We start from the raw sequence: 14,422 nt of genomic DNA, 5'->3' as shown, positions 1-14,422 counted from the left end.
TTTCAACGCTTTCAAAGCGCAGTGGAGAAAACTAAACGGTTAAGTGCAGACGTTGCCAGCCTGTCGGCGCCTGACCCGGCGTTGTTCCAACTGCTGGATTGGGAATTCAAGACCCTTGATCGTTTTCTGGTACCTGATGTTCTTACTATGTATCACCACATTGAACGTCTTAACCAAGGGCTTGCCCGAACAACACTGGACGGACTCAATCTCAGAAACATGCAAATCCTTGACTCATCCAGAGCACTCGATTTTCCGACTGCTATCGAAACGGCTCAGGATGCTTTATTGTTTGCCGATCTCAGTGCTGATGTCATTCCCATTCGTTACAAAGTGCGCCAATTGGTCACCTGGAGTGAGTTAGCGCACAACCGCGGAGCACCACCAAAACCCGAAGTTTTCAAGAACGAAGTGGTTAGTACATTACACCGACTGGAATCACTTATTGATAGCAATCACCCTATCGTTGTAGCGTTAGCGTTTCACGTAGCCCAGACATTATCAGGGATTGAAGATCCCGATTACGTTAGTTTTGTGGAACGTTACCGGGATATCAGTCTTGCCGACCTGATTCCGGCGTACCAAGTAGACTTTGCCAGAATGGATATCCTCAATAAAATAGATAACGGCCGTTACCCTGAAGCGTATGAAGATATCATTGATATTATGGAGCGCATCCCACTGGCATCATCTGATTCTATGGCATTGTATCAGGTGATCACTTACTTTTTTCACGATTTCGATAGGAAAGACATTATTTACGTCAATAATTCCAAGATATTAGCGTTAACAGACAAATATAACGATTTGGCCAAAGCCTCCTATTTTTATAGTGAAACCTGCCAGTTGCTGGCCACTGAGAATTACCCAGATGTGGATGATATATGCCAGCGGTCGGTGGATTTAGCCATTGAACAATATGGTGAAGAAGGATTTTGGACAATCCAGAGAAAGGTTAACCAATTTGGTCGTTTTGTGCGTAAGGACCTGGAAAAGGCTCAAGTGAGATATGCCGAACTATTGCCGCTGAAAGAAGTATTAACCGGAACCTGGAAACAAACCCTGTTGCGTTCTTTTGTCTATTACCACCTTGCCATGGACGACCCTGAGAATGCGCGTAAGTATTTCGACGAATACAAAGACTTTGTAAAGCAATTTACTAATTACAACTTGTATAACCTAGGTAACTTACTCGCAGAATCTGCCGTATTAATGGCTGAAGGCCGGCATGCTGAAGCAAAGCAACTCGTCACTGGTCAATCTCAGGATTACTGTGCTAAATGGCCCTATGATAAATCTTTTATGAAGACCCTACGTAAGTTGCACCGGGATCTTGGCATCACGCCAGAGAACTCATGCCCGCAAGCAATCACCTGGGAGCAACTAGTAGGAGAGGACACACGGCTGACAGATAAATTTCTCTGAATATTAAATTAATTTTACGGTTTTGGGACCCAATTACGTATTATTGACCACCCTTTGGCGGGCCGATACTCTTAGGACTAGCACTCTTAAAATCAATCAGTTACAAGATGCGCCGCTCAGCTGACGACTATTTTGCGTGGGCTGTTCCACTAATAATATTGCGCGCATTTGTAAGGTTTACTCAAAGAATGCTAAACGGGTAAATAATCCCTCCATAAAATCAACGAAAATGAGTCTATATAATGGAAATATTCAAATCTGCGACCTGCTGCCTGGTACCGTTAGTTTTATTAGCTGGATGTGGTGAGAAAGTCTTAACCCCAGAGGATATCGCTGATTATCAACCGTGGGAAGTGGCCACACTTTATTGCGAGAGCCTGAAAATATTGGACAAAGAGCAGCTCACTGCAATTTTGGAACCCAAGATGGCTAAAAAGTTAGGTGAGGACATCGATAAATTATCCTCTGATAAACGAGAGGAATTACTCGACAAATCCGCAGCGTGGGATTGTACTGCCAGGCTCGACAAAGAACTACCTGATGGCCGTGCCGTTTACAGCTTCCCGAAAGCCCCTAAAGCCAAACGTATTGCCATATCGACCGATGAAAATGGCCTTTATGTCATTTCTAATAAATAAACTGTCAAGTCGCATTCACCCGTCAATTTAAAGGAAATAAAATGAAAATACCGTACTTTGCTGCTGTCACATTATGCTGTTCTGCGTTAATCGGATGCGGAGACTCTGTAGAGGATGCCAAGGATATTGCTATCGAGCTCTGCGAGGGTGTAAAAGCGCAATCCCTGAGCAAGAAGGAATACGCTGAACTCACCACTGAAGATGATTACGAACTGCGTTTTCCCCGCAAGAGCAACATGAGACAAAGCGAAGTTCAATTGTTTCAGGGCGTTTTAAACATGATAAGCTGTGAAGTGACATCTGTTAAAACAGCCAGTGAAGATGACGATTTTCCGGTGGTGGTTACGCTGGGTGATTTGGGCTCGAAAATGATCATAAAAGAAACGGATGACGGCATTAAAGTAACGTCCTGGTGGTAATCAGAACAGCTGTCTAAATTTCTGCTAGTGGGCCGTACTATTGAAGTATGGCCTTGATATCTGCTAATAATGATCAGGCTAGAATTAACCCAGGCGGATTTTGAAAATAAGGACTATGTTACAGAGCTTTCTCTGCAGCAATTACCGATATTTCAACCAATAGCGCTTCGCGAGCCATATTGGCTGTGACACAGGCACGTGCAGGGGCATAGCCTTCGGGAACCCAGTTATCCCACACAGCGTTCATTGCGGCGAAATCATCCATGGTCTTAAGGTAGATCGTAGCCGATAAAATGTGTTTGCGGTCGCTGCCAGCTTGTTCAAGCAGAGTATCAACCTTGTCCAACATGGTTTGAGTTTGATGAGTGATGTCTTGGGTGGCATCGGCACAAACTTGTCCGCACAAGTAAATCGTTCCATTGTGTTTAACAATGCGGCTCATGCGTCGCTTGGTTTCTATTCGCTCAATACTCATTTGGGGCAATCCTTAATGATCAGTGATTTTCAGGCACAAAAAAAACGACTTGCGTCGGTTTGTTGCTGCATCATTTAAAAGTGGTACCAGAGGCCGGACTTGAACCGGCACAGTGTCACCACCGGCGGATTTTGAAAAGTTAGTGTTTGAAATAATTATTTTAAATCAGCAAGTTAAATTGTAATAATGACGCTTTGCAAATTCTTTGCATGACTAACAGCTTTTCGCAAAGAAAATGCTTAAAGCCACTTTACCCGATTCTCCTTCCCCCAGTCCACGAAGCCCCAAACAAAGGTGATGAGGTTTAGGTGGAATCCCTTTCTATCAGATTCAGATAAACGGCGTGTTTTGATCTGAAATTCCATGCCATAACAAATAAGTTGAGGTTTATTGAAGACGCTGTGATTACTGACGCCGCACGCATTCGATTAGAGTAAATGACGTTTTTTATTACCGGATTCATATGTGCCAAGAAATCAGTTCGGTAAACAGAGGCGTAGCTACGATTTCTTTGGAAAATCCATTTGTATTTTCATCGGTGCTTTCACGTTTTTCTATTAGTCCGACTTGCCATGCAAAGTCGAACCAGAAATGAAAAATATACTGGGAGGGAAATTCTATCTTTGAAAGCTCTGACAACGAATCTGCTTGATCTGGGAAAGCCTGCTCATAAAGTACCTGGTATTCTCGGTAATGTCGCCATTCAGTGCCAAGATGACGAAGCATATACAATGAGTAACCTATACTGAACTGATAGAATGCACAATCGCTCTCATTACCACTAATGTACGCCCAGTTGTACTCAGTAGCATACGTTTTAAACAGTATTTGATAAAGTTCAGTCGCAGCTGTGTTATCACCTTGCTGTATGCGCTCATAAAGTTGCCATGTTGATTTCAATGGCTTCCAGCGCCCACCGTGTTTACGAATTAATTTGGCAATCAACAAGATGCTGCGAACTACATGTAGGTTAACGAAATCGTCTTCTTTATTTATTTTGGAAACGATAAAGCTCGGAGCAAACTCTTTCATATAACTATCGAATAGCGACCGACATAAATTGCGGGGCAAATTTCCATTGGCGGTGCACTTAACTCCATAAGCCCCTAAAGCTCCTATTAAATTTACAGCTAACCAATAAACAGGAGCTGATGTAAATTTGGTAACATTCGAAAATTGCCAGCTAAGTAAATCACTGGATTCGAAAGGCTCAGTAAGTAGCTTGTGAGTTTGGCTTGGTGTGAGGTTAAGCATATCAGTATTCGGTGAACTGTTATGCTCATTCATATAGTTCTCAACAAATGCTTGGGCATCCTCAATTGAGTCAAACTGCTCGTTGGCCATGGCTTGTGATATTGCCTGATTGAGTTCAGTGGCAGGATTTGAGGTTTTCTCTTTTTCTGCATAGAAATCGGTAATACCAAATCTTGGAAGCTCTTCTATCTCTCCGTCTTCAAGCGCTTTTAACATTGCCAGGTTATTTTTAGCTAACAAGTAATCTGGATCAATTGCCAATGCTCGATGAAACGCACGTTTTGCAGACAAATGATCGCCTAAATACATCTGACAAATTCCCAAATTGCCGCAGCTTTGTACATGCTCAGGCTGGCTTTTTAACAGTAGAGTAAAGCAGTTTGCCGCTTCACTGAACTTATGACTTTCTAACAATTCAACACCTTCTTCAAAAATTTCGGCGTCTATAAGGTACTGTTCTAAAGTGAGGTGTTCGGGAAGTTGCTCTCTTATCGCCTGGAGATGGAGTCTGGCAGGTTCATAGTGATGAAGTTCTTCCGGTGACGCACTGTCCAGCGCATTTTGAAAAGCCGCTAAAGATTCAGCAACTGAGCCAGATTTTTCGGCACAGAGTCCAAAATTAAAATATACAAAAGCAGGTGCGTAGCCACTGTTTATTGCTTGCTTAAAAAACAAATAACCATCGGTATGATCGTCATCGATAAATACAGCTGCTAGCCCTTGAAGCGCGAAGCAAACAGGATGTCGGGGGAATTTCCTGACCGCCTTTTTTACAATGAGTCGGGCAAGTTTGTAATCTTCGTCATCAATGGCATCAAAAAATGCGTCAAGCCGCATTTCTAGTTTCGGGAAATCTTTATCAAACTTTGTCAAGTAAGTAGTCTTGAATCGCTGAATTAATGTAAAAGCATAGCATGCAGAGTTTTCAATTTTGAAGCCGAATTGATTAAATAAATGCTCCGGTATAGGTATATCATGAAAATATTGCGGTCCACTCGGAAATCTATCCGTTTCATTTTTCGTCTATCGGACTATAATAAGTCTATATTTAGACCAAAGAGATTGTCATGAAAACTCAAACTGTATCTTACATGAAGGAACATGCGAATCATCTGGAATTGGATAACCCCATTTTGGTCACGCAAAATGGCAAGCCAAAGTATGTTATTCAGGATGCGAATGACTACGAAGAACAGCAACAAACTATAGCATTATTAAAACTCATAAATTTGTCAGAACGTAGAGCGCGACAGAACGGGCTATTTGATCTGGATGAAGCATTTGACGACGATTGAATACAGCATAAAAGTGACACCGGTTTTTAAACTTTGTTTGAAAAAACTGGATGCATTTTTAACCAGAAAATTTAATCACAATATTGCAAACGAGGCCAAGCGAGCTATTAAATCAAAAGTTAAGTCTCAACTCTCTGGAAATCCGTATTCTGCGCCTCATAGTGACAGGCTCCTGGAGTTAGGGTTAACCGAATACAGGCAGCTTCTTGTCGATAGTCATAATGTGGTGCTTTACCGAGTTGAAGAGTCTACAAAGACAGTCATTCTTCTTCTAGTTTTTGATTCTAGACAAGACCTGAAAAAGCTTTTGTTTGAAGTTAATTTACTCGTCTGATTTACCCCAAAATAATAGAACAGGATAAATACTGATCCCCCGTTAATGGGGTAGAGCCCAGAACGACGCTGATTTCAGACACAAAAAAACCAACTGAAAAGTTGGTTTAATGTTTGGTACCAGTGGGCGGACTTGAACCGCCACGCTATCGCTAGCAACGGATTTTGAATCCGTCATGTCTACCAATTCCATCACACTGGCATAGTGTATAGACATCAACGTGGTGTTGATGCTTGGCATTATAGCGATGCGGCGCGCCTATACAACTACTTTTTGTGCTTTTTATAACTAAGTGCCGAAAGATTGTCCAAACGCGCTAGCCGCTTCAGGCATTTCTTATTTAATTACTCGATATAAGCTTACTATTATCTCTCAATTAATCACTAGAAGTGCCGTTGCTACCATCTCTGTAGCGTCCAATTAAGTGCAACCACGGCAATGATAGATGATGCGATTGGCATTATCGCTTTGGCGTAAACCTTTACGTTTCGAAGTGTTAACAATAGCGGTAAAAGTATAGCAACAATGGCAAGTTGACCTATTTCAACCCCTACATTGAAGGCCAGCACGTTCATTACTAAGCTTCCCGACTGAGCATTGAGATCACCAAACACGCTGGCAAAGCCCATACCATGAAGTAGGCCAAAGCCAAAAGTGATAAACCCTAGTCGCATAATGATAGGGTACACATTATTTAGTGCGGTGATGGCAACTGATATGGCGATGCCCAACTCTACTATACGGCTATCAAGAGTAATAAAATCAAGAGCTGTAGCGGTTAGGGTAATTGAATGCGCCAACGTGAATGTGCTCACTAAAATTACGGTATTCCTGAAAATATGCTTCTTGCTCTGTTCTTTCACCCAGCGTTTATTTTTTCTGTAAAGGTTTACTGTAAGTAGTGTCGCGACTAAAAACAGAATGTGGTCTAACCCAATAAAAATATGCCAAATACCTTGATATACCATTTCACCAAATTGAGCAGTCCAGTCATTGTCTAAAGGGGAAACAGTGATGGATGTTCGCTCGCTGTCTAATACATATACCCTGTTGTAATCGTTGAGTGTTATAGACGTGAGCAACTTGTGGGTAGGAAAATCCGCGACAATGGCTGTGTATTGCACGGTTAGCTCGCTTAACTTTGCGCAAGTAACTTGAAGTGGATACGCCAACAACGATTCAGCAGATATATCTTTTATAGATGGTGGCGCTGTATGAAGCGCACAGCGTTGGCCATTATCACTGATGATAACATTGCTCTGTATATAACTGTTTGCCAAGCTGTGGTGTCGGTTCACCTCGCCCCACGTCAGGCTACCGTTGTTATCAATATCTAACCCAGCAGCGCGACCTATATCTTCAGGTTTTAATAACAGTTCACCGGCCAGTACATTGTCTGACGTGCTATTGAGCGTTAAATACCCGTTGCTCAACTCGTGAGATAAGACGTCGGTACTAAGCAGTGTAAACATGAATAGCGCAAAGAGCCTATTTATACTTTTTTGAATGAAAAAGGGGATAATGCTATACATCAGTTGCTACCGCCTTCTCTTGTCGTGCCCGCTCCAGTAGTTGCTTATCGCTTTTATTTTGCGCATATTGCCAGTTAAGTTCGGCAAATTTCAAAGCAAGAGAATAATTTGGTTCTATCTCTAAGAAGTATGTCGCAACTTGTGCGGCGTGTGAGCTGTCTTCACGCCAAACGCGTATTTCCATATTTTTAGCCAACTGAGATTGTACATTGGAAGCGTTAATGCCTTGTGCTCGTTCAGCCTTGGCCCACTGAAGAAGCAGACCATCATCGGCAGTAGATATGTCAGGTACAGATGCCTCTAAAGTCTCGGTAATGGTTTTATAATTGCCAAGAGAAGTGTGCGCTTCCGTCCAAACAAGCAGTGCGCTAATCGGAAGTTGTGAGAATTCCGTCTTGCCTAATAACTGAAGTGCCTCTTCAGCGTTGCCTAGCTGCAGCGACATGTCTGCAAGCACTTCATAAAACCATTCTTGCTCACTATGAGTTGCTGAGCCAGCATATACTTCAAATGCTTTTAGCTTTTGTAGCAACCTAGGTTCAGCATTTTGCGAGAAGTCTGCGTTAACTATGCAGGTAAACGCAATTAAAAAGCTGGTTTGTCCGACTAATTGTTCGCAGTAGCGTTTTGCTTGCTTTGCGTCGCCCTGCTGAACATTAATATCTGCGAGAAGCAAATGCGCAGCCGCAGAGCGAAAGTGTGATATTTGCGCTAATTGTTGCTCGGCCTGCTCAAATTTATGAATGCCTTGAAGCAACCTAGCCTCAAGAATAACAAGGCGTTCTTTTTGACCTGGATTTAATGCGTCATAGTTATTTCGCATTGCATTTGTAAAGCGGGTTACACGTTTTCGCTCATCCCCCTGCGCAAAAAGATATCTGCTATTTGATAACAGCTTTTCTGCTTCATCAAAGCTCGTTAATAATACGCGCTCTGGCTGCCATGTCGCTATGACGGTGTTGTCGTTGAATTCTATATTTTGGATGTTTGCTGCGTAAGGTTCGGGGATTAGCGTTATGTTTGACAAAAGGAGAATGAAAGCAAACGTCTTTATAAACTGCATTGTCGTTTCCTTAAAAAAAGCCTTCCTTGGCTTTACGGTTGACACTGTTTTCCGTTACTGAAGCAGACTGTTAATCGATGAGTAAATCGTCGAAAGTCGTATCATCAGCGTCCTGTGTGAACTCTCTTCCATTAACTGGAAGTGGTTCATCGGTAGGACCTTGGTTAAATGCATCGCGGGTATAGCTAGAAAACGATACCTGCTGCGCTTCTATAGTTACAGAAACCGATGCCGTCACCTCAGGGTTCACACCATCTGACACGGTAAACGTAAAGCTATCGCTACCCGTTACCTGAGCGTTTGGTGTGTAAGTGAAGCTTCCATCAGCGTTAACGACAGCGCTACCTAAGCTACCGTTTTCTCCAAGGCCGAAGGTAAGCGTATCGCCATCTTCATCTGTCGCAGTTAACGTACCGTCAAAGGCAATGTCAGCTTGCGTCGTCAGCATTTGATCAACCGCTACTGGTGCGACATTTTCCGCGGGCGGTGTGTAATCGTCGTCATCATCGCTGTCAAAACAGCCCGATAGCGCCAATACCAATCCCGATACGACCCAAACTCGGCGAGAGCGAGCGTTCGCTAAAGCAAAGCGCGCAATCGAAAATTGGCTGGAGTCATGATTAAATAAAGTTTTCTTCATAGGCATGATCGCGCTCCTTATTCTGAACCCGCAAGCGGTGTTTTAAGATAAGGGAATGAGCTATCAATCATGCTAGCGTCTACAGGCGCGCCGTCGGTGAAAGGCACGGTTCCCACGCTCGCATCTTCTGGTGCACATAAACCTAAATCAGTGTCTTGCCCTGCTACTGGGATAGGGTGACATAGGCGACCCATTACTACGCGAAGTGCAATGTCTACCACGTCATCGCCAGGGCGGCGACCGTTAGGGAAACCTGCTAAGTCGTTTCCTGCTACACCAAATGCCGACTGTGATTCAGCAGGTGTTGCTGGAATTCCAGTATTTAAGCGGAGCATTTCAGACGCTGTTACGGTAGCTTGCTGGTTAACACCTGGGAAACCAGTTAAGAACGCTGTTACCAAGTCCGTACGAGGGAAGTTAGTGGGTGCGAGGGTTTCAATCTCTGTACCCAGCGTAGTATTTACCGCATCTTTGAAAAGAATGTTAAGCAACTCAGGCAGTGATGGGTGAGTCACATAGTCAGCGAATTGACCATCATTACTAGGGTGAGAGGTTGAGAACTTATCCTTGTCACCAATACCAATTACCAGTTCGTTCACAAGCGGGCTACCTAGGCGAGAAACCTGTGTCATAGCACCGCCATTGGTTTCAGGTTTCGCAAAAGTGGCATCTGGGTTGAGAATGCGCGCTTGCGGTAAGCTTGCCGTGGTCCAGCTGCCAATGACGCCGTTGCCTTCACCAGTCACACACGCTGCAGGCACTTCAATAGAAAGTGCGGTTACGTTCTTGTCTGCCAAATCATCGTTCATGGCACTTTGAGTAATACCGCCAGGGAAGCCTTCACCGTCACCTGCACCCGGTGCACTGTCACCTTCCACAGGTACATAGTTTACCAGGTCAAAAGTTTTGCCTAAGTTAACGACGAAGGGGTCTTTACGTTGTCCAACGAACACTTTAGCCATGTCATCACAACCTGGGATGTTGAATGAGTAGATAAAGCTCTCTGCATATCGGGCGTATTCAGCTTCGCTCGTGAAGGTTTTATTGCCGATATAATCAAGGGGCTTTTTGAACATGTCGCCCATCGCAGGCGTTAGCGTTGTGCGCGTACCGGCTTTAATGTCGCCGCTTACCATTGTAAGGCTGTACATTTCTGAAAAGTTTGCTGCGCTTGAATCATCTGCACTGATACCGCCAACGTTCTTAAGCGGCACTTTTACCATCTTTTGATTGCCTTCCGGGCCGATAGGTAGCGCTATACCTTCATTACCAGCAGCTAGCATGTTATTAAAATTAAACACAAAGCTGATGTCTTCTACAGCATCACCATCGTTATCGATGTGAATGGCGTAGTGTGCATTCGGGTCCATAGCAAAGTAGTTAGGGCCGCCGTATGCATCTTGTAATGGAATATAGTTGGCGATGAAGGTGACGTAGCCTTCTCGGCCTTGCTCATAACTATTAAATGCGTAGAAGTCTGTGCTGTCTAGCGCTGGGTGACGAGTAATGTTTGGTGCTTCTCGATGGCTTGACGCGACTGCGCCCGCTGTTATGGCTGCACAAGTTACAGCAACGGCCAAAGACAAGGTTTTGCGTTTGAATTGGATCATGTCGAGTCTCTCTGTTTTTTATGAGTTCAAAAGTTAAACGGCCGAGATTTCACTTTGGATGCAAGAAAATTTAAAAAAATGAAAAAAACTTTTTAAAAAAACTTTAAAAACAAAAAAGGCCACATTAGCTGTGGCCTTTCGACATGTTATTTGTCACTAAAGATATTAAACTGACACGATAGGGGCAATGTAAAGTACTTCAGTCGGTGCACCTGTTACGGAGCCGCCTGGTGCTTCTAAGCTAACTGCCAAGGCTGCGATACTTTGACTGAGTAAAATATCGGGTGTCGGCCGAGTATCTCCGTTAGCTTCTGGCAAAAGTCCGAGTGAAATCGGTGCTTCGCCGTTTGCTGGCACCATCCAGAGCTCGTAGTCTTTGTCTGATAAGGCGATAAAGGCGTCAGTCACCTTAACGTTCATGCTATCACCTGATACCTCTATTACCCACAGCGGCGTATTGTCTGCATTGTTGACTACAGCAATATGCGAAACGACAGGAGCAGGTACAGGCTGCATAACAAATAGCAACACCGCCAGAACCATGGCTGCAGCCGTGGAAATGAACGACAGACTTTTCCAGCGTTTCTGCTTCTCTTTCTCAAAGTCAATAACCTGTCCAGACTTGCTGGAAGGTTGTGTATCGCTTACTACGTGAGCGTCGTTAGCCGCTTTATGTCCAAGTTTTATTTGGATGCTTTCCCACACGTTGTCCGGCGGCGTAACAGGTGGCAGTGTCTCTGCAAAGCCCGTTAGATATTGTTCCCACTGAGCAGTGGCATCGCTCACCGCTTGGTATTGCATCATCAACTTTTGATAGCGTGTGCGCGCTTTACCTCTCAGGGTACCAACAACGTATTCCGCTGCCAGTGCATTAAGTCGTTCTTCTTTCAAATAATTCATAGTGACAGGCACCTCTGCAAGCTTTGCAAACCTCGTCTTATCCAGCTTTTAATTGTACCAAGTGGCGATGCTAAGTGATTCACCACTTCTTGGTGCGACATGCCGTTCACGTAAGCCAAATGAATGGCTTGACGTTGCGGTCCTTCAAGTTCATCTAAACAGGTCGCTAATTTTGCTTGTTCTGCCCCCAGTTTGACAGTTTGTGAGCTTTCTATTCCCGATGGTGCATCATCGTTTAGCTCAACTTCGTTTCTTACATTGTGATAGCGAATTAAATCTAGCGCCCGATAGCGCGCAATGCTTACCATCCAAGTCAGCACGGTGCCTTTACCTCGCTGATAATTGCCTGCGTTATGCCAGATTTTAATGTACGCATCTTGTGTTGCCTCGTCGGCAAGCTCGGGTCGCTTCAGCAGCTTTAAAGCAACCGCATAAAGCTGGGGACTGGTTATTTTATAAAGCTCTGCGAACGCTCTTTTGTCGCCGTCTGCCGTTTTACACAGCAGAGGGAACAAAGTTTCATGTTCCATCGTTGCTCCTACCTTCTATTATTATGGCTGTCTTCACAAAGAGACCTGCTGCTGAAACAGACATTTGCCTCTAAGTATTTAAACTAGCACTCTTTTTGAACAATCACATAAAAATAACGGTACCCGAGGGTGCCAGCACCGCCATGGCTATTGATCACCACCGCTTAGTTAATATTTCAAGGAAACAGTAAGACGAACGTTTCTTGGTTCGACCGGGTGATAGTGCAAATCCTCTATGCCCTCTTCAGGCTCGCCAGGAAGTCTCGACGCATAAAAGTAGTCGATATCATGGTCATCACTATCAAGAGCGTTCAACACTTCTAAAGTCACGTCCCACATCGGCTGACGATAAGCGACCAGTGCATTCAGTAAAAACGTTGATGGCGGTGAAACTTCATCGAAGCTTTCCACCGTGCGAGAACTTAAATAACGACCTCGCAGCGTATAGCTAAACCCAAGCTGGTTGCTGTTTTGAAAATACGTCAGGCCCGCGCTCACAACGCCCGGAACTGTACCGTCAATATGGCGGCCTTCGCCCTCTACGCTGTCGCTGAATCTTGCTTTTGTCCAAGCAGCTTCAATGTCAGTTGTTACATGATGATTAACCCAGTAATAGGCACTTACTTCTATACCGTGTCTTTCTGATGGTCGGCTCGCTTCGGTGAAGCCTGCGTCGCCGACATAAACCAGTTCACTATCTAGTTCTAGTCGCCACAATGCAGCTGAAACGTTATAGGTTCTGTTGTCGGTAAAATTAACCCCGGCTTCATAGCCAAGAGATTTCACTAATAGCGGTGATGGTTCGGTTGCATCCCCACTTACCGGATCTACAGTAATAGTTGCACCCCGCGCGTCGTTTGAGTGATAGCCTTGACCGATATTGGCAAATGCAGTGAGCTGTTCAGACAGCAAGTATTTCAGGCCTGCTTTTAAGGTAAAAATACCATCGTCAGTACTGCCGCTGTTGGCATCTAAATCGCTATCTACGTCAACATCTAAGTAATCATAACGACCGCCTAACGACAAGCTCAATCTATCGTTTAGAAAAATATTGGACTGAACAAATAGTGCATAGCTGTTACTTTCAATTGCGTCTTCTCGAACGGTGCCAAACCGAGCTAAATTTTGGGTGCGATACAAGCCTACATTGTTAATATCGTCAAAGCGCCATTGGCCGCCCACGGTAATACTGCTTCCGTCGGTAATCGAGAAAGGAAGGGTTGTGAATATTTCACCGCCATAGATTTTTCTGTCATCAGCTTGTTCGAACTGATCGCCTCGCTCAGGGTTATCAAGAAAATAAGTGAAGTTAGAAAACAAACTAAGCTCAGCGTCTATAGCATAGATAAAGGCGTTCCACGTGTCGCTAGCGTAGTTTGCAGATAGACTATAGCGAGAAGACTCTCCCCCAACTTGGGTATCTATAGAGCCTAGGCGGTCTATTAAGCCGCTTTGAATAGCACGCTCTGGTACCTGATCAGCGCCGTTCCAGCTATTGTCATAAGCCATGCCTGTTATGGTAAGTTGGCCATCTAACATTGGCGTAAAATATCGGATATGAGCGTTTTTCTTTTTTACGTCTTCGTCAACATCAGTCCATGGGCCGTCATAGGTTTGGTATTCTAACGCCGTAACAACCCGGCTTTCTCCGGCTTTGAACTGGTTTAATGCAACCGCGCGCTTAAAACCATATTCGCCCAAGCCTAAGAATACCTGGTTGTTTTCAAGAGAATCTCTCAAATTAAAAATCGCGCCGCCTGCGCTAGAAAAATCGCCAATGTTGGCATAGTAGGTACCTTTAAAATAGCTAAGGCTGTCGATTAGTTCAGGAATTATAAAGTTTAGGTCGCTGTATCCTTGACCGTGGCCGTGACTACGCATGTTGACCGGCATTCCATCAACGCTTACGGTGAAATCGGTTCCATGGTCGAGATTAAAACCGCGAAGAAAATACTGGTTGGCTTTTCCTGAACCGCTGTGTTGCGTCACCATCATACCCGGAATGAATTCTAATATTTCGCCAGCGCGTAGCATTGGGCGCTCAATCATAGTGTCACCCGACACCCAGCCCTGAGAGGCAGAGATAAATTCGCCATCTTTTACCGACGAATCACCACGCACTCGAATGTGTTCAATATCACCTTCTGGGTCATCAAAGGCTAACGTGGGCGCAGTTGCAAATAATATAGCGCTTGCCGTTAATGTTTTTGCGAGAGATAAATTTGTCAAAATATGATTTCCGATATCCGTTTTACTATCAATAACGATTGACTGCGGTACTTGGATGCATTGTTTTTAATCATCGAA

14 protein-coding genes and 1 tRNA gene are annotated in these 14,422 nt (G+C 44.2%); 5 read left to right on the top strand and 10 right to left on the bottom strand.

What is annotated here, in order from left to right:
* The 3 genes from JC525_RS03170 to JC525_RS03160 all read left to right on the top strand — a co-directional run.
* A partial coding sequence (locus JC525_RS03170) for a hypothetical protein (protein WP_198814452.1) occupies positions 1 to 1,425 on the top strand: 1,425 nt, incomplete at its 5' end.
* Positions 1,426 to 1,667: 242 nt separating this feature from the next.
* Positions 1,668 to 2,063 carry a hypothetical protein gene (locus tag JC525_RS03165; protein WP_198814450.1) on the top strand — a complete coding sequence of 132 codons (396 nt, stop codon included), beginning with the start codon at positions 1,668 to 1,670 and terminating at the stop codon, positions 2,061 to 2,063.
* Between the two features lie 41 nt (positions 2,064 to 2,104).
* Positions 2,105 to 2,482 carry a hypothetical protein gene (locus JC525_RS03160; protein ID WP_198814448.1) on the top strand — a complete coding sequence of 126 codons (378 nt, stop codon included), beginning with the start codon at positions 2,105 to 2,107 and terminating at the stop codon, positions 2,480 to 2,482.
* A 118-nt stretch (positions 2,483 to 2,600) separates the two neighbouring features.
* Here JC525_RS03160 and JC525_RS03155 read toward each other — a convergent pair whose 3' ends face one another.
* Positions 2,601 to 2,957, bottom strand: coding sequence for a RidA family protein (locus JC525_RS03155; RefSeq protein ID WP_198814446.1), 357 nt, complete (start codon positions 2,955 to 2,957; stop codon positions 2,601 to 2,603).
* A 459-nt stretch (positions 2,958 to 3,416) separates the two neighbouring features.
* Positions 3,417 to 5,084, bottom strand: a complete 1,668-nt coding sequence (locus tag JC525_RS03150) for a tetratricopeptide repeat protein (protein ID WP_198814444.1) — start codon at positions 5,082 to 5,084, stop codon at positions 3,417 to 3,419.
* A gap of 194 nt (positions 5,085 to 5,278) precedes the next feature.
* On the opposite strand from JC525_RS03150, the gene JC525_RS03145 reads away from it, so the two are divergent.
* On the top strand, positions 5,279 to 5,506 hold the full coding sequence (locus JC525_RS03145; protein WP_013782767.1) for a type II toxin-antitoxin system Phd/YefM family antitoxin: 228 nt from the start codon (positions 5,279 to 5,281) through the stop codon (positions 5,504 to 5,506).
* Positions 5,484 to 5,840: a type II toxin-antitoxin system RelE/ParE family toxin gene (locus tag JC525_RS03140; RefSeq protein WP_233094922.1), complete on the top strand. Its 357-nt coding sequence runs from the start codon at positions 5,484 to 5,486 to the stop codon at positions 5,838 to 5,840. The genes JC525_RS03145 and JC525_RS03140 overlap by 23 nt, the downstream gene beginning before the upstream one ends.
* Positions 5,841 to 5,954: 114 nt before the next feature.
* On the opposite strand, the gene JC525_RS03135 is transcribed toward JC525_RS03140, so the two are convergent.
* The 8 genes from JC525_RS03135 to JC525_RS03100 form a co-directional block, all read right to left on the bottom strand.
* Positions 5,955 to 6,041, bottom strand: a tRNA-Leu gene (locus JC525_RS03135).
* Positions 6,042 to 6,238: 197 nt separating this feature from the next.
* Positions 6,239 to 7,312, bottom strand: coding sequence for a HupE/UreJ family protein (locus tag JC525_RS03130; RefSeq protein WP_233094920.1), 1,074 nt, complete (start codon positions 7,310 to 7,312; stop codon positions 6,239 to 6,241).
* 52 nt (positions 7,313 to 7,364) lie between these two features.
* The gene (locus JC525_RS03125) at positions 7,365 to 8,435 is read right to left on the bottom strand and encodes a hypothetical protein (protein ID WP_198814438.1); all 1,071 of its coding nucleotides are present in this window, start codon (positions 8,433 to 8,435) and stop codon (positions 7,365 to 7,367) included.
* Positions 8,436 to 8,505: 70 nt separating this feature from the next.
* The gene (locus tag JC525_RS03120; protein WP_198814436.1) at positions 8,506 to 9,081 is read right to left on the bottom strand and encodes an Ig-like domain-containing protein; all 576 of its coding nucleotides are present in this window, start codon (positions 9,079 to 9,081) and stop codon (positions 8,506 to 8,508) included.
* Between the two features lie 11 nt (positions 9,082 to 9,092).
* Positions 9,093 to 10,685, bottom strand: a complete 1,593-nt coding sequence (locus JC525_RS03115; RefSeq protein WP_198814434.1) for a DUF4331 domain-containing protein — start codon at positions 10,683 to 10,685, stop codon at positions 9,093 to 9,095.
* Between the two features lie 165 nt (positions 10,686 to 10,850).
* Positions 10,851 to 11,585, bottom strand: a complete 735-nt coding sequence (locus tag JC525_RS03110; protein WP_198814432.1) for an anti-sigma factor — start codon at positions 11,583 to 11,585, stop codon at positions 10,851 to 10,853.
* Entirely contained in the window at positions 11,582 to 12,115 is a 534-nt protein-coding gene (locus JC525_RS03105; RefSeq protein ID WP_198814430.1) for a sigma-70 family RNA polymerase sigma factor, read from the bottom strand. The genes JC525_RS03110 and JC525_RS03105 overlap by 4 nt, the downstream gene beginning before the upstream one ends.
* Positions 12,116 to 12,283: 168 nt before the next feature.
* Positions 12,284 to 14,344: a TonB-dependent receptor gene (locus JC525_RS03100; protein WP_233094918.1), complete on the bottom strand. Its 2,061-nt coding sequence runs from the start codon at positions 14,342 to 14,344 to the stop codon at positions 12,284 to 12,286.
* Positions 14,345 to 14,422 lie beyond the last annotated feature (78 nt).

The sequence above is a fragment of the Alteromonas sp. IB21 genome, assembly GCF_016405965.1.
Taxonomy (GTDB): Bacteria; Pseudomonadota; Gammaproteobacteria; order Enterobacterales; family Alteromonadaceae; genus Alteromonas.
Note: the sequence above shows the minus strand (reverse complement) of the source record. Positions and strands in the feature narration are given on the sequence as shown.

What these genes read in the sequence shown, in the direction of transcription:
- JC525_RS03155 (WP_198814446.1), bottom strand. Translation starts at nt 2,957, where the DNA reads ATGAGTATTGAGCGAATAGAAACCAAGCGACGCATGAGCCGCATTGTT.
- JC525_RS03115 (WP_198814434.1), bottom strand. Translation starts at nt 10,685, where the DNA reads ATGATCCAATTCAAACGCAAAACCTTGTCTTTGGCCGTTGCTGTAACT.
- JC525_RS03110 (WP_198814432.1), bottom strand. Translation starts at nt 11,585, where the DNA reads ATGAATTATTTGAAAGAAGAACGACTTAATGCACTGGCAGCGGAATAC.
- JC525_RS03105 (WP_198814430.1), bottom strand. Translation starts at nt 12,115, where the DNA reads ATGGAACATGAAACTTTGTTCCCTCTGCTGTGTAAAACGGCAGACGGC.
- JC525_RS03125 (WP_198814438.1), bottom strand. Translation starts at nt 8,435, where the DNA reads ATGCAGTTTATAAAGACGTTTGCTTTCATTCTCCTTTTGTCAAACATA.
- JC525_RS03120 (WP_198814436.1), bottom strand. Translation starts at nt 9,081, where the DNA reads ATGCCTATGAAGAAAACTTTATTTAATCATGACTCCAGCCAATTTTCG.
- JC525_RS03165 (WP_198814450.1), top strand. Translation starts at nt 1,668, where the DNA reads ATGGAAATATTCAAATCTGCGACCTGCTGCCTGGTACCGTTAGTTTTA.
- JC525_RS03160 (WP_198814448.1), top strand. Translation starts at nt 2,105, where the DNA reads ATGAAAATACCGTACTTTGCTGCTGTCACATTATGCTGTTCTGCGTTA.
- JC525_RS03145 (WP_013782767.1), top strand. Translation starts at nt 5,279, where the DNA reads ATGAAAACTCAAACTGTATCTTACATGAAGGAACATGCGAATCATCTG.
- JC525_RS03140 (WP_233094922.1), top strand. Translation starts at nt 5,484, where the DNA reads ATGAAGCATTTGACGACGATTGAATACAGCATAAAAGTGACACCGGTT.
- JC525_RS03130 (WP_233094920.1), bottom strand. Translation starts at nt 7,312, where the DNA reads ATGTTTACACTGCTTAGTACCGACGTCTTATCTCACGAGTTGAGCAAC.